This window comes from Pasteurella multocida (assembly GCF_900187275.1).
Classification (GTDB): Bacteria; Pseudomonadota; Gammaproteobacteria; order Enterobacterales; family Pasteurellaceae; genus Pasteurella; species Pasteurella multocida.
The window spans coordinates 510171-537005 of record NZ_LT906458.1; the positions used below are offsets into that span (position 1 = coordinate 510171).

General features: G+C 40.2%; 25 protein-coding genes, 1 other RNA gene and 1 riboswitch. Of the genes, 16 read left to right on the forward strand and 10 right to left on the reverse strand.

The window, feature by feature from the left end:
* Positions 1-34 precede the first annotated feature (34 nt).
* The 6 genes from CKV69_RS02415 to CKV69_RS02440 all read left to right on the forward strand — a co-directional run bounded on the left by CKV69_RS02415 (position 35) and on the right by CKV69_RS02440 (position 3560).
* Positions 35-682 (forward strand): GrxB family glutaredoxin, encoded by a 648-nt coding sequence (locus CKV69_RS02415; protein WP_014325959.1) that lies wholly within the window; start codon positions 35-37, stop codon positions 680-682.
* 90 nt (positions 683-772) lie between these two features.
* On the forward strand, positions 773-1117 hold the full coding sequence (locus CKV69_RS02420) for a YegP family protein (protein WP_005726287.1): 345 nt from the start codon (positions 773-775) through the stop codon (positions 1115-1117).
* A gap of 280 nt (positions 1118-1397) precedes the next feature.
* A complete protein-coding gene (gene rplM, locus CKV69_RS02425) occupies positions 1398-1826 on the forward strand; it encodes a 50S ribosomal protein L13 (RefSeq protein WP_005726289.1) in 429 nt (142 codons plus the stop codon).
* A gap of 16 nt (positions 1827-1842) precedes the next feature.
* A complete protein-coding gene (gene rpsI / locus CKV69_RS02430) occupies positions 1843-2235 on the forward strand; it encodes a 30S ribosomal protein S9 (RefSeq protein ID WP_005721962.1) in 393 nt (130 codons plus the stop codon).
* A 198-nt stretch (positions 2236-2433) separates the two neighbouring features.
* The gene (sspA, locus tag CKV69_RS02435) at positions 2434-3072 is read left to right on the forward strand and encodes a stringent starvation protein SspA (RefSeq protein WP_005726291.1); all 639 of its coding nucleotides are present in this window, start codon (positions 2434-2436) and stop codon (positions 3070-3072) included.
* Between the two features lie 5 nt (positions 3073-3077).
* Entirely contained in the window at positions 3078-3560 is a 483-nt protein-coding gene (locus CKV69_RS02440) for a ClpXP protease specificity-enhancing factor (protein WP_005721970.1), read from the forward strand.
* A 62-nt stretch (positions 3561-3622) separates the two neighbouring features.
* Here CKV69_RS02440 and CKV69_RS02445 read toward each other — a convergent pair whose 3' ends face one another.
* A complete protein-coding gene (locus CKV69_RS02445) occupies positions 3623-4168 on the reverse strand; it encodes a KdsC family phosphatase (protein ID WP_005721972.1) in 546 nt (181 codons plus the stop codon).
* Positions 4168-5103 carry a KpsF/GutQ family sugar isomerase gene (locus CKV69_RS02450; RefSeq protein ID WP_016504224.1) on the reverse strand — a complete coding sequence of 312 codons (936 nt, stop codon included), beginning with the start codon at positions 5101-5103 and terminating at the stop codon, positions 4168-4170. The genes CKV69_RS02445 and CKV69_RS02450 overlap by 1 nt, the downstream gene beginning before the upstream one ends.
* Positions 5104-5292: 189 nt before the next feature.
* Between CKV69_RS02450 and rnpB the strand changes: the two genes are divergently transcribed.
* Positions 5293-5672: RNase P RNA component class A (gene rnpB / locus CKV69_RS02455), an RNA gene on the forward strand.
* Here rnpB and CKV69_RS02460 read toward each other — a convergent pair.
* Entirely contained in the window at positions 5666-6400 is a 735-nt protein-coding gene (locus CKV69_RS02460; RefSeq protein ID WP_014325961.1) for a copper homeostasis protein CutC, read from the reverse strand. The genes rnpB and CKV69_RS02460 overlap by 7 nt on opposite strands.
* Before the next feature lie 55 nt (positions 6401-6455).
* Positions 6456-7823, reverse strand: coding sequence for a toxin/drug exporter TdeA (gene tdeA / locus CKV69_RS02465; protein ID WP_014325962.1), 1368 nt, complete (start codon positions 7821-7823; stop codon positions 6456-6458).
* A gap of 477 nt (positions 7824-8300) precedes the next feature.
* Here tdeA and glnS point away from each other — a divergent pair, with 477 nt between their 5' ends.
* From glnS to CKV69_RS02485, 4 genes are all read left to right on the forward strand, one after another.
* Positions 8301-9980, forward strand: a complete 1680-nt coding sequence (gene glnS / locus CKV69_RS02470) for a glutamine--tRNA ligase (RefSeq protein WP_025248454.1) — start codon at positions 8301-8303, stop codon at positions 9978-9980.
* A 203-nt stretch (positions 9981-10183) separates the two neighbouring features.
* The gene (locus CKV69_RS02475; RefSeq protein WP_016504225.1) at positions 10184-11629 is read left to right on the forward strand and encodes an alanine/glycine:cation symporter family protein; all 1446 of its coding nucleotides are present in this window, start codon (positions 10184-10186) and stop codon (positions 11627-11629) included.
* A gap of 99 nt (positions 11630-11728) precedes the next feature.
* The gene (locus CKV69_RS02480; protein ID WP_014325967.1) at positions 11729-12220 is read left to right on the forward strand and encodes a GNAT family N-acetyltransferase; all 492 of its coding nucleotides are present in this window, start codon (positions 11729-11731) and stop codon (positions 12218-12220) included.
* Positions 12205-12744, forward strand: coding sequence for a hypothetical protein (locus CKV69_RS02485; protein WP_014325968.1), 540 nt, complete (start codon positions 12205-12207; stop codon positions 12742-12744). Before CKV69_RS02480 ends, CKV69_RS02485 begins: the two co-directional genes overlap by 16 nt.
* A gap of 106 nt (positions 12745-12850) precedes the next feature.
* Here CKV69_RS02485 and dxs read toward each other — a convergent pair whose 3' ends face one another.
* The 5 genes from dxs to CKV69_RS02510 all read right to left on the reverse strand — a co-directional run bounded on the left by dxs (position 12851) and on the right by CKV69_RS02510 (position 19852).
* Positions 12851-14695: a 1-deoxy-D-xylulose-5-phosphate synthase gene (gene dxs / locus CKV69_RS02490; RefSeq protein ID WP_014325969.1), complete on the reverse strand. Its 1845-nt coding sequence runs from the start codon at positions 14693-14695 to the stop codon at positions 12851-12853.
* A 66-nt stretch (positions 14696-14761) separates the two neighbouring features.
* Positions 14762-15649 (reverse strand): (2E,6E)-farnesyl diphosphate synthase, encoded by an 888-nt coding sequence (gene ispA / locus CKV69_RS02495; protein ID WP_005726323.1) that lies wholly within the window; start codon positions 15647-15649, stop codon positions 14762-14764.
* 18 nt (positions 15650-15667) lie between these two features.
* Entirely contained in the window at positions 15668-15913 is a 246-nt protein-coding gene (gene xseB, locus CKV69_RS02500; RefSeq protein WP_005721990.1) for an exodeoxyribonuclease VII small subunit, read from the reverse strand.
* Positions 15914-16090: 177 nt separating this feature from the next.
* Positions 16091-18577: a trimethylamine-N-oxide reductase TorA gene (gene torA / locus CKV69_RS02505; protein ID WP_014325970.1), complete on the reverse strand. Its 2487-nt coding sequence runs from the start codon at positions 18575-18577 to the stop codon at positions 16091-16093.
* Between the two features lie 20 nt (positions 18578-18597).
* A riboswitch (molybdenum cofactor riboswitch) is annotated at positions 18598-18734 on the reverse strand.
* A 2-nt stretch (positions 18735-18736) separates the two neighbouring features.
* Positions 18737-19852: a NapC/NirT family cytochrome c gene (locus tag CKV69_RS02510; RefSeq protein ID WP_014325971.1), complete on the reverse strand. Its 1116-nt coding sequence runs from the start codon at positions 19850-19852 to the stop codon at positions 18737-18739.
* A gap of 300 nt (positions 19853-20152) precedes the next feature.
* On the opposite strand from CKV69_RS02510, the gene thiI reads away from it, so the two are divergent.
* The gene (thiI, locus tag CKV69_RS02515; protein ID WP_025248455.1) at positions 20153-21595 is read left to right on the forward strand and encodes a tRNA uracil 4-sulfurtransferase ThiI; all 1443 of its coding nucleotides are present in this window, start codon (positions 20153-20155) and stop codon (positions 21593-21595) included.
* Positions 21596-21634: 39 nt separating this feature from the next.
* On the opposite strand, the gene CKV69_RS02520 is transcribed toward thiI, so the two are convergent.
* On the reverse strand, positions 21635-21955 hold the full coding sequence (locus CKV69_RS02520; RefSeq protein WP_005721994.1) for an HI1450 family dsDNA-mimic protein: 321 nt from the start codon (positions 21953-21955) through the stop codon (positions 21635-21637).
* 206 nt (positions 21956-22161) lie between these two features.
* Here CKV69_RS02520 and msrP point away from each other — a divergent pair, with 206 nt between their 5' ends.
* The 4 genes from msrP (at position 22162) to malQ (ending at position 26806) form a co-directional block, all read left to right on the forward strand.
* Entirely contained in the window at positions 22162-23121 is a 960-nt protein-coding gene (gene msrP / locus CKV69_RS02525; RefSeq protein WP_016504227.1) for a protein-methionine-sulfoxide reductase catalytic subunit MsrP, read from the forward strand.
* Positions 23121-23741, forward strand: coding sequence for a protein-methionine-sulfoxide reductase heme-binding subunit MsrQ (locus CKV69_RS02530; RefSeq protein WP_005756439.1), 621 nt, complete (start codon positions 23121-23123; stop codon positions 23739-23741). The genes msrP and CKV69_RS02530 overlap by 1 nt, the downstream gene beginning before the upstream one ends.
* A gap of 70 nt (positions 23742-23811) precedes the next feature.
* Positions 23812-24258, forward strand: a complete 447-nt coding sequence (locus CKV69_RS02535) for a YcgN family cysteine cluster protein (protein ID WP_014325974.1) — start codon at positions 23812-23814, stop codon at positions 24256-24258.
* 454 nt (positions 24259-24712) lie between these two features.
* Positions 24713-26806 carry a 4-alpha-glucanotransferase gene (gene malQ, locus CKV69_RS02540; protein WP_014325975.1) on the forward strand — a complete coding sequence of 698 codons (2094 nt, stop codon included), beginning with the start codon at positions 24713-24715 and terminating at the stop codon, positions 26804-26806.
* The last annotated feature ends 29 nt before the right edge of the window (positions 26807-26835 follow it).

Sequence of the window (26835 nt, forward strand, 5' to 3'; positions counted from 1 at the left end):
TAAACTATTTCATGTAAATTAAAAGGAGTAAAAAATGGAACTCTATGTTTATGATCATTGCCCTTATTGTGTCCGTGCGATGATGATTTTTGGCTTAAAGAACATACCCTTCAAAAAACATGTTCTGTTAAATGATGATGAAGAAACCCCAATTCGTTTAGTGGGAAAAAAAATGGTGCCTATTTTAGTGAAAGAAGACGGTACTGCCATGCCAGAAAGCTTAGATATTGTGAAATACATTGACGCACATTACGGGGAAGCGATTTTACAGACAGCGGTTCGTCCAGAAATTGAGGCATTGTTAGCGGAAATCACGAGTTATTCTAATTATTTATTGATGCCACGTTTCGTAAAACTGGACTTGGCGGAATTTGCTACGCAAAGTGCGATTGATTATTTCACCAAAAAGAAAACCGACTATGTGGGTGATTTTACGCAACATTTCAATAATACGCCGACTTATCTTGCACGTTTAACACAAGATCTTGAAAAATTATCTGCGCTCGTAATGGGGGAAACTTCATTAAATCAGCATTTGTCATTCGAAGATATTTTAGTTTTTCCGTTGCTGAGAAACTTAACTTGTGTCAAAGGACTTCGCTTTCCTGCGCGCCTAGAAAAGTATATCAAACGTTTGTCCGAATTGAGTAAAGTTGAACTCTACACTTCACAGGCAATTTAATTGGTTAAAAAGGTTGCAATTTTCGCCAAAAATTTTATTCTTGTTGATGAGAATTTCGTCTCATGGGAACTTTATAAGAAGGAGAACAATATGGCATTAGGTTGGTATGAACTGAAATTGGCAAAAGATGGTCAATTTATGTTTAATTTAAAAGCTGCAAATAGCCAAGTGATTTTAACTAGCGAACTTTATCGTTCACGCTCTGCCGCTGAAAATGGCATTGCATCGGTCCAAAAAAATGGTCTTGATGAAAAAAATTTTGAAGTCCGTGTTGCAAAAAACGATAAGCCTTATTTCGTTTTAAAAGCAAAAAATCATCAAGAAATTGGTCGTAGTCAATATTATTCCTCGTCCGTCTCTGCTAAAAAAGGGATTGTGTCAGTGACCAAAAATGCCGCTTCAACAGTCATTAAAGATTTGACAAGCGAAGCATAAGCCAATCAAACCGTTTGTGGTGAATCCGTAAGTCGCAGACGGTTTTCTTTTTTCCTTTCTCTTGCTTTTTCTGTGGCAAAATTTAACAAAAAGTAGTCGCTTTTCCTTTTTTTCTCGAGTATAATCTTGCGACCCTGTGAATGTACTGGATTTCCCACCAGACATTATTTTATCGAGATCACACTCGAAGGGGTGCTTGATTAAGATTCATGGTTGTGTTTATGGGTGAATAAACAACATAAACACTGGGTATTAATATTATTTTATTGGTAATTAATTAATGAAAACTTTTGTAGCAAAGCCAGAAACGGTTAAACGCGACTGGTATGTAGTAGATGCGACAGGTAAAACTTTAGGTCGTTTAGCGACTGAATTAGCACGTCGCCTTCGTGGTAAACATAAAGCGGAATACACGCCACACGTTGATACGGGTGATTACATCATCGTAATTAACGCAGAGAAAGTTGCTGTAACCGGTAACAAAGAAAGCGATAAACTTTACCACTGGCACACTGGCTATGTAGGTGGCATCAAACAAGCGACTTTCAAAGAAATGATCGCACGCCGTCCTGAAGCAGTGATTGAAATTGCGGTAAAAGGTATGTTGCCAAAAGGTCCATTAGGTCGCGCAATGTATCGTAAATTGAAAGTGTATGCAGGTTCTGAACATAACCACGCTGCACAGCAACCACAAGTTTTAGATATTTAATCACGAGGTTTAGGATATGGCAGAGAATCAAAACTACGGCACAGGTCGCCGCAAAAGCTCTTCAGCTCGTGTATTTATTAAACCGGGCAGTGGTAAAATCACTATCAACCAACGTGATTTAGACGTGTATTTCGGTCGTGAAACAGCACGTATGATCGTTCGTCAACCGTTAGAGTTGGTTGAAATGACTGAAAAATTAGACCTATACGTTACTGTTAAAGGTGGCGGTATTTCTGGTCAAGCGGGTGCAATCCGTCACGGTATCACTCGTGCATTAATCGAATATGATGAGAGTTTACGCTCTGTATTACGCGCAGCTGGTTTCGTTACTCGCGATGCACGTCAAGTTGAACGTAAAAAAGTGGGTTTACGCAAAGCGCGTCGTCGTCCACAATTCTCAAAACGTTAATTTTTCTTTTACGTTTTATATTCAGATTGCAAGCCCAAAAGGCTTGCAATTTTTTTATCTCAATAAAATTTACGATAATCTTTGGAAATCAGTGGGCGATTTGTGGTAGAATAAACGCCCATTTTTTATATAAAATCATGCCAGAATCAGGCAAAGTTTAATAAATTTTAATTCATTTTAGAGCTGTCGGAGGAATAGATGACAAGCGCTGCAAATAAACGTTCAATAATGACACTTTTTTCAGATAAAACAGATATTTATTGCCACCAAGTAAGGATTGTTTTGGCTGAAAAGGGTGTTGCTTATGAAACGGAAGTTGTAGATCCTCAAGTCGTATCAGAAGATTTAATGGAATTAAATCCGTATGGCACGTTGCCGACATTAGTTGATCGTGATTTAGTGTTATTTAATTCACGTATTATTATGGAATATCTTGATGAGCGTTTCCCTCATCCACCTTTGATGCCTGTTTATCCAGTGGCACGTGGGAAAAGCCGTTTATTAATGTTACGTATTGAGCAAGATTGGTACCCAGTATTAGCAAAAGCTGAAAAAGGCACGGACGCAGAACGTGCTGTCGCATTAAAACAATTAAGAGAAGAGATTTTAGCGATTGCGCCTATTTTCACGCAGATGCCTTATTTTATGAGCGAAGAGTTTAGTTTAGTAGATTGTTATATCGCCCCATTATTATGGCGTATGCAAGAACTGGGTGTGGATTTCAGTGGGGCGGGTAGCAAAGCAATTAAAGCTTACATGGCACGTGTTTTTGAACGCGATTCATTTATGCAATCTTTAGGCGTGTCGGCTCCGAAAAACTTAATGGATGAGAAATAATCAGTATGCTACATAAATCATCACCAAAGCGTCCTTACTTGTTAAGAGCGTATTATGATTGGTTAGTGGATAATGATTTCACCCCTTATTTAGTGGTGGACGCGACTTATGTTGGTGTGAAAGTCCCTGTGGAATATGTCAAAGATGGGCAAATTGTCCTCAATTTATCTGCGAATGCGACAGGTAATCTGGTACTAAGCAATGAAAGTATTCAGTTTAGCGCGCGTTTTCGTGGTATTTCACAAGATATTTTTATTCCTATGGGGGCTGCGTTAGCCATTTATGCTCGTGAAAATGGTGATGGTGTACTGTTTGAACCTGAAGCGATTTATGATGAGCTCGCAACACAAAATATTGGTATTGAGCAGCCACTGAGCTTTGTTGAGGCTGTCGATAAACCAAAAACCAGTGAGAATACTCAAAAAAGCACAAACAAAGACAAAACGACGGAAAAAAAAGCGACTTCTCATTTAAGAATTATTAAATAAAAGAGGTTTTCTTTCTTCATAAAAAAACACGCTTTTACGCGTGTTTTTTTGTTGCGGACAGTTTATTGTGCCATTTTTTTTGCGGCTTTTAAGAAGCCTTGCGCACTCGTGTAGATGTCACTTTTATTCTGTGCCGCTAAAATCATATCCGACATTTCACGAAAGGCCCCTTGTCCACCTTTCAGGCTTAGTACGTGATCAGCGTGCATTTTGATATAAGCCGGCGCATCTTGTACTGCAAAGGCAACACCACAGACGGCAAAAGCAGGCAGATCAACGCTGTCATCACCAATATAAGCCGTTTCTTGCGCACAGACATTGGCTTGTTGTATCAATTCAAGACAGGCGCTTTCTTTTTCCAATTTGCCGAGGAAAAAGTGTTGGATGCCTAGATCTGCAATACGTTTGCGTAGAATCGGGGAATCTCGCCCCGAGAGTACCGCGACTTGAATGCCAGATTCCATTAACATTCTGATCCCCAAGCCATCACGAACATGAAAGGTTTTGAAAGCTTCACCATGGGCATCGTAATGCAAAGAGCCGTCGGTCAGTACACCGTCGATATCTGTAATCACAAATTTAATTTTTTTGAGTTTTTCCGTTAACATTAGCTTGTAAACTCCACTAGGCCAACCACATTTTGTTGATCATTAATCACCACTAAAGAGTGGATTTTCTTCTCTTTCATAAAGGCTTCGGCTTCAGCTAAATAGGCATCTTGATGAATGGTTTTAGGGTTCGATGTCATTAAATCTTGTGCTGTTTTACGTAAGGTTTCTGCACTATTAGCCGTAAGCGCGCGACGAATATCCCCATCAGTGATGATCCCTTTTAATTGATTTTGTTCCATTACTAAAGCAACCCCCATTCGTCCTTCATTCATAATACTCAGACAGTCTGTAAAAGAGGTCTCTAAGCGTGTGACAGGCAGACGTGTCTGCATTTCATCTTTGACGCGACATAATAGACGCCGTCCAAGACTACCGCCTGGATGGAAGCGTGCGAAGTCAGCTGGTTTAAAATCACGCGCTTTAATTAAGGCAACCGCTAAGGCATCGCCTAATGCCATTGTGACCAGCACAGAGGTCGTAGGGGCAAGATTATTAGGGCAGACTTCACGTTCAACACTGATATCTAGGACATAATCAGAGTGTTTGGCGAGGGTTGAATTTGGGTTTCCCGTGAGGGCGATGATTTTATTGCCAAAATTTTTGAGACTAGGAATGAGTTTATTGACATCATCTGTTTCACCGCTATAAGAAATCAACATGACAATATCAATTGGTTTGAGCATACCTAAGTCACCGTGGAAGGCTTCTGTCGGGTGTAGGAAAAAACTGGGTGTTCCAGTAGAAGCAAAAGTAGCGACCATTTTTTTCCCCACTAACCCCGATTTCCCGATCCCGCCGATCACTAAGCGTCCTTGACACTGTAAAATTAACTCAACGATTTCGTTAAAGTGGGTATCAAGCCGCCGACCTAAACGTGCCAGTGCTTGTTCTTCGACCGCTAATGTTTCACGTGCGATTTGCAAATAATTCATTTCTGAGTCCTTTATCGACATAAAAACTGGGGGAATTATAACATAAGATTTTCGTTTGATTTTGAGTTTTCCATTTATTTGGAGTAAGAGAATGTTTTGTATCAAGAAAAGCTCAAAAGTGCGGTAGATTTTTGTGGCGTTTCAAATAAGTTCTGTCTTTTGGGGGAGAATTACGTTATACTGCGCGCCTGAGTTGGTCAGACAATCGCTGGTTTATTGAAGCCCTTAACCGTCTTTATGACGACCTAGTGGGACAAATAGACGAGAGGAAAGTCCGAGCTACACAGGGCAGAGTGCCAGGTAACGCCTGGGAGGCGCGAGCCTACGACAAGTGCAACAGAGAGCAGACCGCCAGTTTCGGCTGGTAAGGGTGAAAGGGTGCGGTAAGAGCGCACCGCATGGCTGGCAACAGTACATGGCAGGGTAAACTCCACTCGTAGCAAGACCAAATAGGAATCCAATGAGTGGCCCGCTCAGGATTCGGGTAGGTTGCTTGAGCGTATGTGCGAATGTACGCCTAGAGGAATGATTGTCCGCGACAGAACTCGGCTTATCGACCAACTCAGTACTTTTCTACACTGGTTTTAACTGCACGAATTGTAGCAAAATCCGTTCGCCAGATTTTTTGGTCATCTTCGCTATTTTCCCCCATTACAGCGTTCGCGTGATATGGCATTTCACTTAAACGATAACCTTTTCCAGATAAATGCAATTCGGTAATTCCCGTATTTTTCACTAATAAGGCGGCATTTTGTGCATTGATGCCGGCACCAGCCATAATACGAATACGGTTTGATGCCTGACTGACAAGCTGTTTGATTAACGGTTGTCCTTCTACTGCGCTGGCTTTTTGTCCAGAAGTCAATACGCGTTCGCAACCTAACTGAATTAATTGTTCTAAGCTCGTGACGGGATCGCGACAGAGATCAAAGGCACGATGAAAAGTGACGCCCAATCCTTCTGCTGCCTGTATTAATGTTTCGCAAACCGAAAGGTCAATGTCTGCATGTTTGGTCAATGCACCGATCACAATGCCTTGAGCGCCGAGCTCTTTAGCAAGGCGAATATCCTCGAGCATCATGTTGACTTCTTGCGTGCTGAACAAAAAATCTCCTGCTCTTGGTCGGATCATGACATAACAAGGAATGTTAGCAAAATCGACCGCACTTTTTATCAACGAATAGGAGGGCGTAACGCCGCCAACGGAGAGGCAAGCACAAAGTTCTAAACGATCGGCGCCAGCATTTTGTGCAATGTGTACCGATTCAATATTATCAATACAGACTTCGATTTTCATGAGAAGTTATCCAAGATTCTGGTTAATAAAAAAGAGGCAAGTTGCCTCTTTCTTGTTATTTTGCTGAGTAATACCCTGCCATGGCGCTATAAATAGTATTTTCTTGCTGAATAAGTTGATATTTTGCATTTAAAATCGCCAATTTCGCATCGTTCTCCGTATTGGCGGCACTTAACCAATCACGTAACGGTGATACGCCTGCATCATAGCGATTTTTGTAATACTGTGTAATGCGTTTGTTATAGGCATCTGCTTTTTGTAGATTCGCTAAATTCGCTTGTGATTGTTGATAGCTGAAATAATGGGTATCAATTTCATTTAATGCCGTGGTGATCGTTTGTTCATAGCTCACTTTGGCGAGTTCATAATTTGCTTCTGAAATTTTGACATTCCATTTTACCGTATTCCAACTGAGGAAAGGCAGATTAATACTGACGAGTCCACTAGCCATAGGGGTATCTAACGCGGTATCAACTTTCGCTCCTGCAGAGGCTAGGCTTGCGCCCAGTGTAATGGTTGGGAACCAACTCTTTTGAACAGCTTTAGCATCTTTGAAGGCGCTGCTTAAACGGTATTGTGCGCTTTTAATATCTGGTCGGTTCGCAATTATTGAGACAGGCACATTAGTATTCACTCCAAGCGTTTTCACATTTAAAATGCTTGGGAATTTGATATTTAATGCTTCATTTGGTTTTAAATTTAATAAATTACGTAAAGTTTGCTCTGCCACTTTTCGCTGCGTTTGGTAGGTGATCAGCTGGTTACGCGCTCTTAATACGGCTTGCTGTGCTTGATCAGAACTCGCACTGTCTGCTACACCGAGTTTAAAACGATTTTGCATGATAGTATTAATCTGCGTGTAATATTTAATTGTTCCTTCTGTCGCTTGTACCGCATCATTTAAGAAAGCAATTTGGTAATAGGTTGCGATGAGAGAATTGATGAGTGATAAACGGGCGGCTTCAAGATCTTGGGCGCTCGCTTTGTATGCCCACTCACCAGCCGAAGCCGCATCGGCTAAGCGTCGCCATAAATCCAATGTATAGCTGACATTGATTGAACCACTATGCTGAATCTTGGAAGGTTGACTGTGTTCTATGTTACGTGTTGCACTGGATTCGACTCTGCCACTAAAGGCTGGAACTAAATTTGCACCTAATAAATTGGCTTGATAAAGTGCTTTATTCACATTGATGGCGGCTTTAGCCAAATTTTTATTGTTGTCTAATCCTTGCGTAATCAATGCATTGAGCTGTGTATCATGATATAGCGCCCACCAACTTTCTTGCACAGAATATTGTTTTGTCACCTCTTCATACTGTTGAAAGTCTTGTTTGGCGAGTTGATAAGAATCATCCAGATTAGCACAACCAACCAAAGCGGTTGATAAGAGTAAAAAAGTGAGTGGGTTTCGTTTTAACATGATTACAATCCTTAGTTAAAAAATGCGAGTTGCCTTTACCATTTGCGAGAATGGATTATAGCAACTTTTCTCTTTACGTGCTAAAACCTTCATTGCAATTCTTGGTTTGCTCTCGTGTGAAAGAAAGTATGGCAATAATAGGAATTGCACAAAAATATGTTTATTAGCACAAGAGAACAATTGTTTTATGGGAGGGAAAGCGGCGGTTATTTCCTCCATGATATTTTGTTCACTGACTAAGTTTGGCGCTGTTTTTTATTTTTCCCTTCATTTATTCATGCGAGAAGTGGAAAGAAGCGCACGACAAATTTTTAAATCGCTATTGAGTGAATGAACGTTCGTTCATTTTATCATTAAAATGAAAAATAGGAAGACGAAAGCCACAAGAAAATGCGGCGTATTTTTGTATTCTGGTGGCAAACAGGGTAGAATAGTGAGTATTTTTATAACAAAACCATTATGGAATTCGAGGTCAGAATGAGTCATCCAGTTGAAAATGTTGTCGCAGCTGAAAATACAGAAAAACGTCCCACCAATTTTATTCGTCAAATCATTGATGAAGATTTAGCATCCGGCAAACATACCGGTGTCCAAACACGTTTTCCACCTGAACCCAATGGCTATTTGCATATTGGTCATGCCAAATCAATTTGCTTAAATTTTGGTATCGCTGAAGATTATCAAGGGTTGTGTAATTTACGTTTCGATGATACGAATCCCGTCAAAGAAGATGTGGAATATGTGGATTCGATTAAACAAGATGTAGAATGGTTAGGTTTCAAGTGGGAAGGAGAGCCTCGTTATGCCTCCGACTATTTTGATCAACTCTATGGCTATGCGATTGAGTTAATCGAAAAAGGGTTAGCTTATGTGGATGAACTTTCGCCAGAAGAAATGCGTGAATACCGTGGTACGTTAACGGAACCGGGTAAAAATAGCCCTTATCGTGATCGTTCTATTGAAGAAAACCTCGCGTTATTTGAGAAAATGAAGAACGGAGAAATTGCAGAAGGCAAAGCCTGTTTACGTGCGAAAATTGATATGGCGTCTCCGTTTATTGTCATGCGCGATCCAGTAATTTATCGGATTAAATTTGCGACCCATCACCAAACAGGTGATAAATGGTGCATTTACCCAATGTATGATTTTACTCATTGTATCTCTGATGCTATTGAGCGCATTACTCATTCGCTTTGTACATTGGAATTCCAAGACAATCGCCGTTTGTATGACTGGGTATTAGAAAATATTTCGATTGCGCGTCCATTGCCGCACCAGTATGAATTTTCGCGTTTAAATTTAGAATCGACCCTCACTTCTAAACGTAAATTATTACAACTGGTGAATGAAGGTATTGTCGATGGCTGGAATGACCCACGTATGCCAACGATTTCGGGCTTACGTCGTCGTGGTTATACGCCAGCTTCATTGCGTGAGTTTTGTCGTCGTATTGGCGTCACTAAACAAGATAATATGGTGGAATTCAGTGCACTAGAAGCTTGCATTCGTGAAGACTTAAATGAGAATGCGCCACGAGCAATGGCAGTGATTAATCCACTTAAAATTGTGATTGAGAATTTCAGTGGCAAAGAAATGCTGACTGCACCAAACCACCCTAATCGTGATGAACTAGGTGTACGCGAATTACCCTTTACGCGTGAACTATATATTGATGAAGCGGATTTCCGTGAAGAAGCAAATAAACAATATAAACGCTTAGTGCTTGGTAAAGAAGTGCGTTTACGTAATGCTTATGTGATTAAAGCCGAACGTGTTGAAAAAGATGCAGAGGGGAATATCACAACCGTTTATTGTACTTATGACCCTGACACGCTAGGGAAGAATCCAGTAGATGGACGTAAAGTGAAAGGCGTGATTCAATGGGTGTCTGCGGAAGATTATTTACCTGCTGAATTTCGTCAATATGGGCGTTTATTTACGGTGGCAAACCCAGGAGCCGCAGAGGATATTCACCAAGTACTGAACCCAGATTCATTGGTGATTAAACAAGGTGTGGTGGAGAAGAGTTTAGCCAATGCACAGCCAGAAAAAGCTTACCAATTTGAGCGTGAAGGTTATTATTGTGCAGACAGCAAAGATAGCAGTCCAGATCATTTGGTCTTCAATTTAACCGTGAGTTTAAAAGAAGGCTTCTAATTTTCTTGCCGTTTGAAGAGCGCTTTTTGAAGCGCTCTTTTTTATGGGCAATTTTTTGTTGATTAAAAAAATAGCATTTTGTTAGAAATTATCTAATTAATTTGTCTTTTTTTAATGAAAAGATAATAAAAATCCCCATTTTTCGTAAAAAAATAATAGAATACGGCTCTTTGTTAATTTTGCTTTTTAACTCAGGAGGAATAATGAGCATATTTTCTACTTTCGAAACAATAGTAGAACAGGCTTTAACGTGGTTTGTTGAAAAAGTAGATGGTCCATTATGGGACATTACGATAGTGACATTATTAGGTGTTGGTTTATTTTTTACAATCACAACAGGGTTAGTGCAATTACGTTTATTACCACGCAGTTTACGTGAAATGTGGTCAGGTCGAAGTGCAGAAGGCAATTCATTAACGCCATTTCAAGCATTCACGACCGGATTAGCCAGTCGTGTTGGCGTAGGAAATATCGGTGGTGTCGCAACAGCAATTGCGATTGGTGGTGAAGGTGCTGTGTTCTGGATGTGGATCACGGCGCTGATTGGCATGAGTAGTGCATTTGCTGAGTCATCCTTAGCCCAATTATTTAAAGTCAAAGAACCTTGTGGTTTGTACCGTGGCGGTCCAGCCTATTACATTACCAAAGGATTAAAAGCACCGCTCTTGGGAGCAGCATTTGCAGTCAGTTTAATTTTTACATTTGGTTTTGCTTTTAATGCAGTACAAGCGAATGCAATTGTCGAAGCAACCAATAATGCTTGGCATTGGAATGCACAATATGTTGGCTGGGTGTTAGTTGCAATTACAGCATTCATTATTTTCGGTGGCGTAAAACGCATTGGCGCAGTGAGTGCGAAATTAGTCCCCATGATGGCGTTATTTTATCTGATTATTGCCGTGATTATTTTAGGCATGAATATTCATGCGATTCCGATGGTCATTTCACGGATTGTGTCGAGTGCTTTTGATTTCAGTGCTATGGCGGGTGGTATGTTTGGTGCCATTTTTTCTAAAGCCATGCTAATGGGGGTGAAACGTGGATTATTTTCTAATGAAGCAGGGATGGGATCTGCGCCAAATTCCGCAGCCTCGGCGGATGTGAAACATCCTGCGAGTCAAGGCTTAATTCAAATGCTTGGTGTTTTTGTTGATACGATTATTGTATGTACTTGTACCGCAGTCATCATTTTACTTTCGGATAACTATGGTAATGAAACATTAAAAGGCATTTCTTTAACGCAGCACGCGTTACAATATCATGTCGGTGATTTTGGTTTACATTTCTTGGCAGCCATTTTATTTCTGTTTGCGTATTCATCCATTATTGGTAACTATGCGTATGCGGAAAGCAATATCCGTTTTCTGCGTAATAAGTCACTCTTTATTTTTATTTTCCGCTTGATGGTTCTCTTTTTTGTGTACTTTGGTGCCATTAATCATGCCAATATTGTGTGGAATTTTGCTGATACAGTCATGGCCATCATGGCGATGATTAACTTGGTGGCGATTGTATTATTATCACCTATCGTTTGGTTAATTCTGAGAGATTATCAACAGCAAATAAAAGCGGGCGTTGAACCGGTATTTAAACTCGAACAACATCCTACTTTGGCAAAGCGTGGTGTTGATAACGATATTTGGTCTTAATGACTTACACGTAAAATTCCTTTATGATTGACCGCACTTTTCAGCAGATGAATTTGAATGAAATTTGTGGTCAATAAATCAAATGAGTGGGAATGAAGTATGGTTAAGATCGTAGAATGTCAGCAACAGCATTTTCGTGCATTATCTTATTCATTATCGCCAGAACAAGCTAAATTTACTGCGCTTCCTTCGGTCTGGTTTGCCGATCTTAATGCAAAAAAGCCTTGGAAAGCCTTCAGCATATTATCCGATGATGAACCTGTTGGCTTTTTTGTGTTAGATCAGGGAGAGGATCGGCAAAAATATTCTGATAATCCTCAAGCTGTTTTATTACGCTCGATGTCAATTCACCCTGATTTTCAGGGACTCGGCATTGCAAAACAAGCCTTATCTCATCAGAGGCTCATGCCTTTATTATTGCACCATTTCCCTAGTAGTCATGAAATTGTACTGGGCGTTAATCATCTTAATCAGCGTGCCTATGCGTTTTATCTTGCTTGTGGTTTCAAACATACACAACGTGATCTAATGGGGATTCGAGGCAAGCAATATATTTTGTCTTTGGATTTTTCAATATGCAAACACTCTTAATTATCCGCGGGCATTCTGGTTCTGGAAAAAGTACCTTTGCCCTGAAAAAAATGGCTGAGTTTAAGCAAAATTTTACAGAGGGTGTGCTTTTTCATGTTGAAAATGATCATTTTTTGCGAGAGAACGGTGAATACCATTGGACAGTCGAGCGCTTTCAACAAGCTAAACAATTGGCACAACAACAATTAGCTGATGCGTTAAACTATTGTGTTGAAAACCCGCAGCACGATGTTTGTATTGTACTCAGTAACGTAGGTGGGAATGCCAAGGAGATTGAAAAGGTTGTTGCAAGGGCGACAAGTTATGGTTTACACACGGAAGTATATCGCTTACAAAATTTTTTTCCAAATACACATGGTGTTGATGCGCAAGTTGTCTATGAAATGTATTTACACTTATGTGATCAGCCTGTCCAAAACGAGATCTTACTTCCTCCCATTCAACCGATGACAAAAGCAATATGCCGTGAAATTAAGAAGTTACAGGCTCAAAAAAGAAAAAACCGCTACACCAAGAAGATGTAGCGGGAGGTCTTAACATAAGAAAGTTAAAAAGACGACTGCATTTGCAGTGCACTAGCATTATCTAAGACCGAGCATTTTTAAAATAGTTCAGAAAAAGTTTTATTTTTTATAAAAAATTTTTTATTTGTGTTTCGATACCGGCTTCGTCTAAATGTAAGTCCGCTAAAATTTCTTGTTGTGTCCCTTGTGGGATAAAGAAATCAGGTAAACCAAGTTGTAATAATTTTGTTTGATGTTGTTGAGAATGTAAGACTTCGGCAACGGCACTGCCAGCCCCACCTTGAATGACGTTTTCTTCTAAAGTCACAATCAGGTCATGTGTTTGTGCAATTTGATGGATACACTCAACATCAATAGGTTTAACAAAACGCATATCGATTACTGTCGCATTTAATTTTTCTGCCACGTTGATGGCGGTAGGTAATAAAGTGCCAAAATTTAAAATCGCAATTTTTTCGCCTTCACGAATCAGGTTGGATTTACCGAGTGCTAACATCGTTAATGGGGTGAGTTCAACACCAATGGCATTACCACGTGGATAACGTACGGCAGCAGGTTGATTGAGTTTGTAACCAGTATAAAGCATTTGACGACACTCATTTTCGTCGCTAGGTGTCATGATCACCATATTTGGGATACAGCGCAGAAAGCTAATATCAAAAGCGCCTTGATGAGTCTGACCATCTGCACCGACCACACCAGCCCGATCAATAGCAAATAAAACCGGCAGATTTTGAATAGCCACATCATGAATGAGTTGATCGTAGGCGCGCTGTAAAAAGGTGGAATAAATTGCTACTACGGGTTTATAACCCCCAATCGCCAAGCCAGCGGCAAACGTGACGGCATGTTGTTCAGCAATGGCAACATCAAAATATTGTTGTGGAAAACGGTTAGAAAACTCGACCATCCCTGAGCCTTCACGCATAGCCGGCGTAATGCCGATCAGTTTAGGATCGTTTTCTGCCATTTCACACAGCCAATCACCAAAAATTTTTGAATAAGTTGGCGTTGTATTTGATTTAGGTAATTGACCACTTAAATGATCAAATTTAGGTACACCATGAAAGCCAATTGGGTCTTTTTCTGCCGGAGCGTAGCCTTTCCCTTTTTTGGTCATGATATGTAAAAATTGGGGACCTTTTAAGGCGCGCATATTTTTCAATGTGCTGATAAGTTCTTCAATGTTATGACCATCAATCGGACCAATATAGTTGAACCCTAGTTGCTCGAACATGGTACCCACAGGGGAAACAAAGCCTTTCACATGTTCTTCAGTCTTTTTGACAAATTCTTTAATCGGTGGCATACCAGAGAGGATTTTTTTACCCCCTTCACGGATAGAAGAATAAAATGATCCCGTTAATAAGCGGGCGAGATGATTGTTTAGCGCCCCGACATTTTCTGAAATGGACATTTCGTTATCATTCAAAATCACCAGCATATCGGTATGCAAGGCACCAGCATGATTCATTGCTTCAAACGCCATTCCTGCGGTAATGGCGCCATCACCAATCACACAGACTGTTTTACGTCCCGCATTTTCACGTTGTGCGGCAACGGCAATGCCTAAGCCTGCACTAATTGAGGTAGAAGAATGCCCAACACTTAACACATCAAATTCGCTTTCTTCACGCCATGGAAAAGGATGAATACCATTTTTCTGACGAATGGTGGACATTTGATCACGACGACCTGTTAAGATTTTATGTGGATAGGCTTGATGACCAACATCCCAAATCAGTTGATCAAAGGGGGTTTTATAGACATAGTGTAAGGCAACAGTTAATTCTACTGTGCCCAAGCCTGATGCCAAATGTCCACTACTTTGACTAACAGACTCTAATAAATATGCACGTAATTCCTGACAGATTTGGGGAAGTTGTTCTTTACTTAATAAACGTAAATCTTCGGGTGAATTAATTAATGATAACAGAGGATAATTTTGCATAGTTGTTAGTCAATTCCAAAATAATTAAAAAACTGACCGCACTTTGATCTTGGTGTATTGTGCGGTTTAACTTTTTCTATTTACCACAAATTCAGCGATAGCACGAAGTGCACTGGTATCAAAAGGAATACTTTCTAATTCCGCGATTGCGCTTTGATACAGTTCTTGCGCTTTTTGTTTGGCACCCGCTAAGCCTAATAATTTGGGGTAGGTGCTTTTATCTGCTAATAAATCAGAACCCACGGTTTTACCAATAATGTCACTTTCGCCTTCAATATCTAAAATATCGTCTTGTACTTGAAAGGCTAAGCCAATGGCTTCCGAATACCGTTGTAATTGTTGTGCTAGCGTATCATTTTTAAAATGCGGAGAACAAATTCGCCCGAGCTGAATCGCAGCGGAAAGCATTGCCCCCGTTTTATTGCGGTGAATTTGTTCTAATTCGATTAAGCTAATGTGTTTTTGCTCAGAAATCAGATCGAGACTTTGCCCCAAACACATTCCTTTTACACCAGCCGCTTGACTTAGCGTTTGCACTAACGCAAGTTTTTGCTCTGCTTGCAGTGCAGGTGCTTGAGTTAATATTTCAAAAGCAAAGGCTTGCAACGCGTCACCGGCTAAAATCGCGGTGGCGTGATCAAAAGCAATATGGCAAGTTGGTTGTCCACGACGTAAATGATCATCATCCATCGCAGGGAGATCGTCGTGAATTAATGAATAGGCATGAACGGCTTCTACACTTGCCGCGGCATAATCGAGTTGGTTTAAGTCTGCGCCGAGCATTCGTCCTGTTGCATACACTAGGAAAGGACGGATACGTTTACCACCAAGGAGCACACCGTAACGCATGGCTTCGGCAAGAGGAGAGGGGCTGCTGTCCACATTCAATTGTTGCGCTAAAAAAGTATTAATACGTTGTTGGAGTTGGGGTAAATCTTGTGAAAGTTGGTACATAACATGCTCGTATTGTTGTTATTCTTCCGCTTGGTAATCGCTTAATTTCGCGCTATCACTTTTTTGTAATAAAATCTGAATGCGTTGTTCGGCTTGTTGTAAACGTTCTTGTCCCAAATGGGCAAGCTTAATGCCACGTTCAAATTCTTCTAAGGCGCTTTCCAAAGGAAGCTCACCACTTTCTAAACGTGTGACAATGGCTTCTAGCTGTTGTAGCGTATTTTCAAAATCTAATTCGGTTTTTTCTGTACTTTTTTTAGCCATTGTATATCCTTTTTACGAAAGCATTAAGGGCACCATTGTACTGTATTTTTGGGCATATGTTAAAATTATTTGCGGATTTTCAACCCACTTTCTTGCCCGCTCATAGGATAGCCAACAAGAAAGTGCGGTCGAATTGACCGCACTTTTGTTTTATTTCCTTAGCATTTCATGCCATTTTTATGCTTTCGCTTGTTTTGGTTGTTTAAATACCGTGATTTCTGGTGCTTCACCTGTGAATTTTTCTATTTGCACAATACAGGTATTTGGAGAGTTACCTTGTGCAAGTTTTGATGTACCAATGTCCATTGTCAAGACATTAGGGCAGCCATTTTTACATAGAGGTTTTTCGCTTACTCCTAAGTCTAATGGGTCATACCAAGCACCTTCACATAAACTGACAGTACCTTTGATGATATCAGGTGTGACAATTGCCCCTGCAAGGACTTGACCACGATTATTGAAAATACGCACAATATCACCGTCAGAAATCCCTCTAGTTTTTGCATCTTCTACATGGATCAGCACAGGTTCGCGATCGTTCACGACGTATTTTTGACGCAGTGAAGTATTTGCTAATTGACTGTGTAACCGATAGTAAGGATGCGGGGTGACTAGCGCTAATGGATGTTCCGTAGTGACATTACCAGCAAACTCTTCTGGTTCAAACCAAGAAGGATAGCCACGGCAATCATCATAGTTCATCTTCGCAATCGTATCGGAGTAGATTTCAATTTTACCAGAAGGTGTGCCCAGTGGATTCAATAATGGATCTTCACGGAATTCACCATAACGAACCCATTTTTTTGCTTTTTCACTGGCATTAAATGTAATAGGTTTATTTTCTTCCCAGAATTTTTCAAATTTAGGCATGAGGACACGATTTTTGCGTGCGGCATCAAAAGCGGATTGGTAAAAATATTTTAACCAATCCATTTCACTTTTGCCTTCTGTGAATTTATCTTCTACGCCCGCACGTTTAGCTAATTCAGCAAAGACATCATAGTCATTACGTGCCTCAAATTGCGGTTCAACCACTTGTTTCATCGGCAGAATGTGCATCATGGAATAATCACCACTCATGGTTAAATCATTTCGCTCATAACTTGTCGTGATCGGTAATACAATATCTGCCATTCTTGCTGTTGGCGTCCAGTTGATTTCATTCACAATGATTGTTTCGGGTTTTTGCCATGCCTTGACTAAAGTATTGGTGTCTTGATGATGGACAAATGGGTTACCGCCTGCCCAATAAATTAATTTAATGTCAGGATAAGTGATTTCGGTACCATTGTATTGGATGGTTTTCCCCGGATTGAGTAAGACATCTGCAATACGTGCAAGTGGGAAACTGATTTTCGCTGATTTAGATAACCAAGATTGACCCGTATTTGAGGTATCGTTATCCAATGTCGCCGACATAGAACCAATGACACCACCAGTTGTGGTTGGTACACCACCATTTGAATAGTGATAACTGAAACCGAAGCCACCGCCAGGTAAACCAATTTGCCCTAGCATTGAGGCAAGTGTGACCATCATCCAATGTGTTTGTTCACCGTGACGTTGGCGTTGCATCCCCCAGCCCCCCATCAGCATCGTGCGTTTTGATGAAAAGTCATTTGCAAGTTGCTTGATGACTTCTACAGGCACACCACTGATTTTACTTGCCCATTCGGCATCTTTTGCTTGTCCATCAATTTTTCCAAGCAAGTATTCTTCGAATTTTGCATAACCTGTAGTATATTTTTTCAAGAAAGCTTTATCATGTTTGTCTTGTGTCACTAAGGTATGCGCAATCCCTAACATTAACGGCACATCTGTTGCTGTATTGGTTGGAATCCATTCGGCATTCAGCATTTTACAGGTTTCATTTTTGATTGGGTCAATACAAATGATACGCTTACCAGTGGCTTGATATTTTTTGAAATATTCAATGCCTTTTTGGTCTGTCGCTGTCCAAGCAATACGCATTGTAGTCAGTGGGTTAGCAGACCAGAGCACGATGATATCAGTACTTTCTAAAATCGTTTCCCAACTGGTTTGTTGTTCGTAAACTTCAATAGTACCAAGTACATGAGGCATGATAACTTGTGCGGCACCAGTGGAGTAGTCACCTTTATGACCGACAAAACCACCTGTTGCATTCAGATAACGATGTAATAATGTACGACTTGAATGGAGTGAACCTGAGCTTTTCCAACCATAAGATCCACCAAAGATATTTTCAAAACCGCCTTCTGAGCGAACACGTTTAAATTCTTTATCAATTAAATCAAGAGCCTGATCCCAAGATACGCGCACCCATTCATCATGACCACGCAGAGTCGTGTCACTTTTTCCTGGATTCGTTAAATAGCCTTTACGAACCATAGGGTATTTGATTCGTGTTTCACTATAAAGTTGATCAGGTACGACGGATTGTAATTCATTTTCAATAGCAGGCAGGATTGCAGGACCAGATTTAACGGCTTTGCCATTTTCAACTACAACACCTAAAGGTCCCCAGTGGGCAGCAGTAACAATTGTTTTACTGTCAGCTGCAATTGCCTTTGGTGACACAAGTGCACCAACGACACCACCGCTTAACGATGCGCCAGCAATACCAAGAGAGGAGCTTTTTAAAAACGCTCTACGTTTAACATCTACTTTGTTCTCTTTTTTCATATAAGGCCTCGCTTATTTAAGTCGTTAATGTTTTGACACCTTTCTAAAGATGAGTGGACAATCAATTTCTTGTTTATCCATGGCATAAGCGAACTTATTGCAGGCTTGTTACCATATCTTTTGACTTAGGTTCACAAGCTCGGCGTCAGTGATGAATTTTTAATGACTAGCACCTGATATATCTTTACTGTTACGTTGTAAATAAATCGTGAGTGCTCTTACTTCTTCAGCCGTTAATGCAGTACGATCTTTCATTGAATTAACGACGCCAATCCATTGATTCGCAGTATAGTGATCTGCTTCAATCACCGCATGGCAGCCACTACAATGAGTTTGATTTAATCGATTACCAAGTTGGTTGAGCCCAACTAAATCGGCAGTTAATTTATCTTGTGGTACAGTGATGTTAAGCATCACTTCTTTCCATTCAGAATCGGTGACTTCATCTTGGATTGTTTTTGTAATCGTGAGCTGTTCTCTCGCTTCCTCTTCCAACAATGCCAAAATAATCCGCTTCCCAAGCGCCATATAGACAATGGATTCAGCGCCTACTTGTTGCCAGCCTTTGAGGGTTGCTGTAGTTTTTCCCTCGTCCGTTTTCCATTCAGTCAATGTGGCGTAAGGCATTAAACGTACTTCGCCTCCCTTTGTTGTTTGTGCGCTAGAAATCGTTTTTACATAGAGTGGTTGAGAATGATCTGTCGTTAAAACCGGTTTGTTTTCAGTTACTGTTGTTGGAGTGATTTCTTCGGGGATATCTGGTAAGAAATGGACAATGCCTTTATGACAATCAATACAGGTTTGTCCATCTGATTTAGCCAATTCATGCATGGTTTGTGCTGATTTTGATTGTAATGAAATTTCCATTGCATCTAAGCTATGGCAACTACGACAGGTTGCTGAATTTGTCGCTTTCATCTCATCCCAAACTTTTTTTGCCATTTCATAACGATGTTTTTCGAAAGCGTCTCTATCTGGTATTTTTCCCTTTAGCTCGTACCATACGTCTTTTAATGCGAAGACTTTGGCTTTGACATAATGCCACCCTTCGGGAGGAACATGGCAATCAGCACAATTTGCGCGGATACCTTTTTGATTGGAAAAATGAACACTTGTCTCCCATTCTTCCTGTGGAAATTGCATTGAATGACAACTTACACAGAATTCAGGTGAGCTAGTTTTATGCATCACATATTGCACTCCCAACAAAGTACCCGCACCCACAAGCATCAAAGCAAAAACTGTTAGGAGAGAATGTTTTTTTATTCTTGACATAAGCCACTCCATGAATGGTTATATATTTATTTATATAGCAAGATGTTATAAAAACAGCAAAATTACCTAAAAAGAGTTATCCTATTGTAGGTGCGTGGGCAGAATTATTTTTGATTTGAATCAAATAGTTGAAGGAAAATGTAGTAAAAGTGCTTTTTTACTGAGTAAAAAGGTTTATTTCTTATTGTTATATAAATTATTTTATAAAGCTTTGAGGTAGGTCGATGAAAGATTTTTGATTCTCGGGCAGATCTGATAGAATGCACCGCTTGTAACTTGAAGACAGAAAATAAATAAACTATGAAATTTGTGATTAAACTGTTTCCCGGAATTATGATTAAAAGTGAATCGGTACGTAAACGATTCGTCAAGATCTTAACTGGGAATATTCGTAATATTTTAACGAAACATGATGAGACCATTGCGGTGGTTCGTCATTGGGATTACATCGAAGTTCGTTCGAAAAAAGAAGAAAATCGACCGCACTTAATTGAATTATTAGGGCGTATTCCGGGCATTCATCACTTTTTAGAAGTAGATGAAAAGCCGTTTACAACGATGCACGATATTTTTGAACAGACTTTGCAAGATATTGGAACAAGTCTTGAGAACAAAACATTTTGTGTGCGGGTTAGACGAAAAGGCAAGCATACGTTTAATTCTTTGGATGTTGAACGTTATGTCGGTGGTGGCTTAAATCAACATATTCCGAGTGCCAAAGTACAACTGAGCAAACCAGATGTCACCGTGCGTATTGATATTGAAAATGACAACATGATGTTGATAAAAGCACGCCATGTTGGCATTGGCGGTTATCCGATTGGGACGCAAGAAGATGTATTATCACTGATTTCAGGTGGCTTTGATTCCGGTGTATCAAGTTACATGCTGATTCGACGTGGTTCACGTGTGCATTATTGCTTCTTTAATCTTGGCGGTGCGGCACATGAAATTGGTGTGAAACAAATGGCATACCATATTTGGCAACGTTATAGTGCATCACACAAAGTCCGTTTTGTGGCAATCAATTTTGAAGGCGTGGTCGGCGAAATTTTGGAAAAAGTCGATAACGGGCAGATGGGCGTTGTCTTAAAACGTATGATGGTGCGAGCGGCGAGCCGTATTGCCGAGCGTTTTGGGATTCAAGCGATCGTGACAGGCGAAGCACTTGGTCAAGTGTCGAGTCAAACCCTCACCAATTTACGCTTAATTGATGAGGCATCAGAGAGCTTAGTACTACGCCCATTAATCACCCACGATAAAGAACAGATTATCACAATGGCGAAAGAAATTGGAACGGATGATATTGCTAAATCGATGCCCGAGTTTTGTGGTGTGATTTCGAAAAATCCAACGGTGAAAGCAATTAAAGCGAAGATTGAGCAAGAAGAACGTCATTTTGATTTTGCTGTATTAGAAAGTGCGGTGCAAAATGCACAATATTTAGATATTCGTCAGATTGCCGAACAGACTGAAAAAGAAGTAGTTGCAGTAGATACGGTCGCTGTTTTGAGTGCGCAAGATGTGATTTTGGATATTCGTAGTCCAGAAGAAACGGATGAAAAGCCACTCAATATGGAAAATGTGCAATTAATGCCATTTTATAAATTATCTTCACAATTTGCCAATTTGGATCAGAGTAAGAATTACCTTTTATATTGTGAGCGTGGTGTAATGAGCAAATTACAAGCCCTATATCTAAAAGAACAAGGATTTTCTAATGTGAAGGTTTTCCGTCAATAGGGGAAAAAGGTGCCGAGCAGTTTACTCGGCATGTTTCACTTATTTTTTCCAAACGACGTGGAATTCACGATCTTCTTCACGATGAGAAATTAAGAATTTAGCAAAAATATCGTCCATTTCATCTTGTTCATTCACTAAGCCAATCCAGACTTCTGCATATTCTTCCGGATCAATTAAAACCCCAATTTCCATCTCCCAATCATCCGCGGTTTCGACAAACTCGACACCTCCGCGCTCTTCAAACTGGAGATTAAACAGCAAAATATCAGCAGGATCGAGGTGTTCTGGCGCCATTTCAAGGAAGATATCATAAGCAAGGTCAATGGCAACATCGGGATCTAATTTTGTTATCTCTGTCATTCTTTATTCCTTTAAGCATGTAATCAAAAATGCATCATAACATGAATTGGGATAAACATTAGGACAATTCAGCCAGTTTGTTGCTTTCTTTTTTCATGTGATTTTGTGTAAGAAGGTGAGTTTGATATCGTCTAATGGTCATATCCATTAAATTAAAAAAACAGAAAAAGAAAGACCGAATTACTTGTCTTTATTGGGGGAATACTATGCATAAATTAAACGAAAATGATGTCACACCGGAACATATCTTTTTCGAACGTCGTAAAATCATTCAAAGTATGGGATTAATGGGGGCGGCTTCATTATTGCCACGTTTCTCATTGGCTGCGGAGAAACAAGATTCTCGTCAAGCCTTACATTTTGCGAAAGATCAAAATCCGCAAAACTTGCTGTTGACGCCTGAAAATAAGGTGATCGGTTATAACAATTTTTATGAATTTGGGGTGGATAAAGCTTCTCCAGCCAAATATGCCTCTGCATTAAAAACGGAGCCTTGGACGTTGCGCATTGAAGGCGAAGTCGAAAAACCGATGACGTTTGATGTGCATCAGTTAATGCAGCAGCTACCATTGGAAGAGCGTATCTACCGTTTTCGTTGTGTTGAAGCCTGGTCGATGGTGATTCCTTGGATTGGTTTTGAACTGAATAAGTTATTGGCGTTAGTTCAGCCAACCAGTCAGGCGAAATATGTCGAATTTGAAACCTTGTATGATCCAGACAGTATGCCGGGACAAAAAAATCACTTTTTTGGTGGTGGCTTGATTTATCCTTATGTAGAAGGGTTAACAATGGCAGAAGCTATGCATCCTTTAACGTTATTATCAGTGGGACTGTATGGCAAAACGTTAGCCCCTCAGAATGGTGCCCCGATTCGTTTAGTCATCCCTTGGAAATATGGCTTTAAGAATATTAAATCCATCGTGAAGATTACGCTTAAATCTGAACAACCGATGACAACCTGGCATCACGCGGCTCCACATGAGTATGGTTTTTATGCTAATGTGAATCCCGAAGTGGATCATCCACGTTGGTCACAAGCAAGTGAGCGCGTGATTGGTTCTGGTGGCTTATTGAGCGTGAAACGTCAGCCAACATTGCTGTTTAATGGTTATGCTGAACAGGTAGCACATTTATATCAAGATTTGGATTTAAGGACTTATTTCTGATGTTAAGTTTGTTCAGAATTATCATTCATGTGTGTTGTTTAGGTCCACTTGCTTGGCTAGCTTGGGTTTTGCTCAGTGGTGATGAAAGCCAGCTCGGTGCAGACCCAATTAAAGAAATTCAACATTTTTTAGGCTTTAGTGCGCTCACTATTTTGTTGATCATGTTCATCTTGGGCAAGGTGTTCTATTTATTAAAACAGCCACAACTTCAAGTGCTACGTCGTGCATTAGGCTTATGGGCATGGTTTTATGTTGTCTTACATGTTTATGCTTATTTGGCGTTAGAGTTAGGCTATGACTTTTCCTTATTTGTGCAAGAGTTAGTAAACAGAGGTTATCTGATTATTGGGGCTATTGCCTTTTTGATTTTGACCTTGATGGCGCTCAGTTCATGGTCTTATTTAAAACTGAAAATGGGCAAATGGTGGTTTTACCTGCATCAATTAGGCTATTATGCGTTGCTTTTGGGGGCAATCCATTACGTTTGGTCGGTCAAAAATGTGACATTTTCTTCTATGTTATATTTGATTTTGTCTGTCATGATACTATGTGACGCCTTATACGGTTTGTTCATAAAAAGAAAAGGACGAGGCACAAGCGCTCATACTGGAAAAGATTGATCTACGAAATAAGTGCGGTAGAATATCGCACTTATTTTTTATGATCTGTTTTAGAGTGTGTCACGAATTGATGAAGTCGTCAATTGAACCTGATTTTTGGAAACATAAAACCTTACTTGAAATGACCGACGCAGAGTGGGAAGCACTCTGTGATGGTTGTGGTAAATGTTGTTATCGAAAATTCATTGAGGGGCATGGTAAACGTAAGAAACTGTATTACACTCGCATTGCATGTAATCTTTTAGACTTAGAAACGGGAAGATGCACTAATTATGCAAAACGTTTTCAGTTAGAAACTGATTGTACGAAACTAACTAAGAAAAATTTACCCGATTTTCATTGGCTTCCCCCGACGTGTGCTTATCGTTTATTAAATGAAAATAAACCGCTCTTTGACTGGCATCCGCTGATTTCTGGTGATCCTCATTCTGTAAAAAAAGCCAATATTTTGATTAAACAGGGTATTCATGAAAAAGATGTCATTGATTGGTTTGAGTTTGTCGTTGATGGACATTAAAACCTGTTTATTTCTATTCGCGATTATCGCCGGGAGAGTCAGGAGCTCAATAAGCAGACGAGCTAGAGATGGCGACTTATTAGAAAACCAGTAGATATAGGTTAGTCCAGTCACAAAATACGTTGATATGTCCTCTTGATGAGGGGATTTATTTTCCCTTATCGGCGTAAAATCACGTTATGTGATTAAAAAACGTGTCAATACCAAAAATATTTGCGCTGTATTTATCACCCTGTCACATTTGATTTTTGAACCATAACCTTTGCACTCAAACCCACTTTTCTGATGTGGATTTTTTATGCACAATTCGGTCCTCAAAATTAGCTTAACACCTTGCAAATCCTGAAAATAAATTATCTTGACGAAGATCACTAATTTAAATAAAAGTCATTGCCTTTGTAGGTTGCTTGGATAGAATAACTATTAATCATTAGTCTAGTTTAGGTTGTTATTAATGGATATTGCATACATCCGGCGGGAGGCTGAAAAGCAAGGCATTGCGCCCTCTCATTATGACATTAATGGGAATTTGATTTACGCCAGCCAAGAGACGTTAACTTATTTTACGGATTTATTGAAATCTTCGTCAGCCACATCAGAGGCACAATTACATTTTGATGATGTTGTCGTGTTTCTTGAAAATGAACCGATTCAGTATGCATTAACGCGTCTTCCTGTGGTTAACCAAACGCCACTGTCTTGCCAAATCATGGATGAAGCGGGTAAACATATTCTGACTCAATCCTGTATTGAGCGTGACGTTATCACCTTACCTGCACTTGAGTTTGGTTATTATCATCTGCGGATCACTTATGAAAATCACGCTTATTCTGTCCGTTTATTGATCAGTCCTAAAACAGCGTATCAACCCCCTGTGTTACAGCAAAGAAAAGCATGGGGATTGAACGTTCAATTATATAGCTTACGCTCGAAGCAGAATTGGGGAATTGGGGATTTTGCAGACCTAGCGTATTTAGTTGAACAGGCGACGAAGTATGGCGTGGATTTTATAGGCATTAATCCGTTGCATTTGATGTATAGTGCGGTACCAGAATGGGCGAGCCCTTATAGCTCATCTTCTCGTCGTTGGTTGAACCCTATTTATTTATCTGTGACCACATTGCCAGAATTTAAATGCTGTAAAAGCGTGCAGCATTGGTTTGCTTCCGACGAGATTCAAGACTTGCTTGAGCAGTTACAAGCAACAGAATTAGTGGATTATGCACAAGTTATGTGGTTAAAGCAGAATGCACTTGAACAATTGTTTGCTTTCTCAAAGCGCAGTCAATCGACTTCTATCATTCAACGCCGTCAAGCCTTTTTGCAATTCATGCAACAGCAAGGTGAACCGTTATTGTTACAAGGCTTATTTGAAGTATTAGACCGTCAATCGCACTCAAATATGCCAACAGAAAAAGAGATTGGCTGGCTAGGTTGGCGTCGTGAATGGCAACAGTTAAGCCCAGCAAAACGCCAAACGTTACTCAAAACGCATCAAGCAGAGATTGAGTTTTACGCTTGGTTACAATGGTTAGCGACAGAACAATTAACGGATATTCAAGCATTGTGTCATCGCCTCGGCATGAATTTGGGGATTTATGGTGATTTGGCAGTTAATAGTTCACGCGGTAGTGCGGATGTGTGGACTGATCCCGAATTGTACTTTGTGAATGCCTCCGTAGGGGCGCCGCCGGATCCTTTAGGACCCGTTGGGCAAAACTGGAACTTACCCCCTTATAATCCTGCGATCTTAACCCGCCGTGGTTTTCAACCTTTTATTGATATGTTGCGCAGTAATATGCAGCATTTTGGGATCTTGCGTATTGACCATGTGATGGGGTTATTCCGTTTATGGTTGATTCCCGAAGAAAAAAGCGCAGCCGATGGTGTGTATGTTCATTATCCCTTTGATGCGTTAATGGCGATTTTAACGATAGAAAGCCAACGCAATCGTTGCTTGATTGTAGGGGAAGACTTGGGCACTGTCCCAGATGAAGTGCGGTCAAAATTAAATCAGTTACACATTTTTTCTTACTTTGTCTTATATTTTGAGCAACGTAATCGTCAATATCCCGCAAGTGAACAATTTCCAGTGAAAGCTTTTGCTACCATTGGCACGCATGACGTACCGTCGTTACAAAGTTTCTGGCACTGTGTTGATTTACAACTTTTTAATCAACTCGGCATTCTAGACGGTGAGATCTTGCAACAAAAATATGAACAACGCGTGATTGATAAACAAGCATTATTGGACACGTTGCATCGTGATGGCTATTTGCCCCCTCATTATGAAGGAAATGCCTTATCAATGGCGATGCATGCTCATCTTAACTATGTGTTACACCAATATTTAGCCAGAAGTTGTACTCAATTGATTGGGGTACAACTGGAAAATGTATTAAGCCAAGAAATTTCATTTAATTTACCCGGTACTGATAGGGAATATCCAAACTGGCGTAAAAAGCTCGCATGTACACTTGAACAAATGTTTAGTGATAAGCATATCACCGCGTTTTTAAGCGCGATTGATCAAGCTCGTCATGCATGAATTTAGTTAAAGTCGAATTTGAGGATTTG

Coding starts and splice junctions, on each gene's coding strand:
- CKV69_RS02440 (WP_005721970.1), top strand. CDS start 3,078: ATGCTACATAAATCATCACCAAAGCGTCCTTACTTGTTAAGAGCGTAT.
- thiI (WP_025248455.1), top strand. CDS start 20,153: ATGAAATTTGTGATTAAACTGTTTCCCGGAATTATGATTAAAAGTGAA.
- malQ (WP_014325975.1), top strand. CDS start 24,713: ATGGATATTGCATACATCCGGCGGGAGGCTGAAAAGCAAGGCATTGCG.
- torA (WP_014325970.1), bottom strand. CDS start 18,577: ATGAAAAAAGAGAACAAAGTAGATGTTAAACGTAGAGCGTTTTTAAAA.
- CKV69_RS02420 (WP_005726287.1), top strand. CDS start 773: ATGGCATTAGGTTGGTATGAACTGAAATTGGCAAAAGATGGTCAATTT.
- CKV69_RS02520 (WP_005721994.1), bottom strand. CDS start 21,955: ATGACAGAGATAACAAAATTAGATCCCGATGTTGCCATTGACCTTGCT.
- dxs (WP_014325969.1), bottom strand. CDS start 14,695: ATGCAAAATTATCCTCTGTTATCATTAATTAATTCACCCGAAGATTTA.
- tdeA (WP_014325962.1), bottom strand. CDS start 7,823: ATGTTAAAACGAAACCCACTCACTTTTTTACTCTTATCAACCGCTTTG.
- CKV69_RS02480 (WP_014325967.1), top strand. CDS start 11,729: ATGGTTAAGATCGTAGAATGTCAGCAACAGCATTTTCGTGCATTATCT.
- rplM (WP_005726289.1), top strand. CDS start 1,398: ATGAAAACTTTTGTAGCAAAGCCAGAAACGGTTAAACGCGACTGGTAT.
- CKV69_RS02485 (WP_014325968.1), top strand. CDS start 12,205: ATGCAAACACTCTTAATTATCCGCGGGCATTCTGGTTCTGGAAAAAGT.
- xseB (WP_005721990.1), bottom strand. CDS start 15,913: ATGGCTAAAAAAAGTACAGAAAAAACCGAATTAGATTTTGAAAATACG.
- glnS (WP_025248454.1), top strand. CDS start 8,301: ATGAGTCATCCAGTTGAAAATGTTGTCGCAGCTGAAAATACAGAAAAA.
- CKV69_RS02460 (WP_014325961.1), bottom strand. CDS start 6,400: ATGAAAATCGAAGTCTGTATTGATAATATTGAATCGGTACACATTGCA.
- ispA (WP_005726323.1), bottom strand. CDS start 15,649: ATGTACCAACTTTCACAAGATTTACCCCAACTCCAACAACGTATTAAT.
- CKV69_RS02530 (WP_005756439.1), top strand. CDS start 23,121: ATGTTAAGTTTGTTCAGAATTATCATTCATGTGTGTTGTTTAGGTCCA.
- rpsI (WP_005721962.1), top strand. CDS start 1,843: ATGGCAGAGAATCAAAACTACGGCACAGGTCGCCGCAAAAGCTCTTCA.
- CKV69_RS02535 (WP_014325974.1), top strand. CDS start 23,812: ATGAAGTCGTCAATTGAACCTGATTTTTGGAAACATAAAACCTTACTT.
- CKV69_RS02475 (WP_016504225.1), top strand. CDS start 10,184: ATGAGCATATTTTCTACTTTCGAAACAATAGTAGAACAGGCTTTAACG.
- CKV69_RS02450 (WP_016504224.1), bottom strand. CDS start 5,103: ATGAATTATTTGCAAATCGCACGTGAAACATTAGCGGTCGAAGAACAA.
- sspA (WP_005726291.1), top strand. CDS start 2,434: ATGACAAGCGCTGCAAATAAACGTTCAATAATGACACTTTTTTCAGAT.
- CKV69_RS02510 (WP_014325971.1), bottom strand. CDS start 19,852: ATGTCAAGAATAAAAAAACATTCTCTCCTAACAGTTTTTGCTTTGATG.
- CKV69_RS02445 (WP_005721972.1), bottom strand. CDS start 4,168: ATGTTAACGGAAAAACTCAAAAAAATTAAATTTGTGATTACAGATATC.
- CKV69_RS02415 (WP_014325959.1), top strand. CDS start 35: ATGGAACTCTATGTTTATGATCATTGCCCTTATTGTGTCCGTGCGATG.
- msrP (WP_016504227.1), top strand. CDS start 22,162: ATGCATAAATTAAACGAAAATGATGTCACACCGGAACATATCTTTTTC.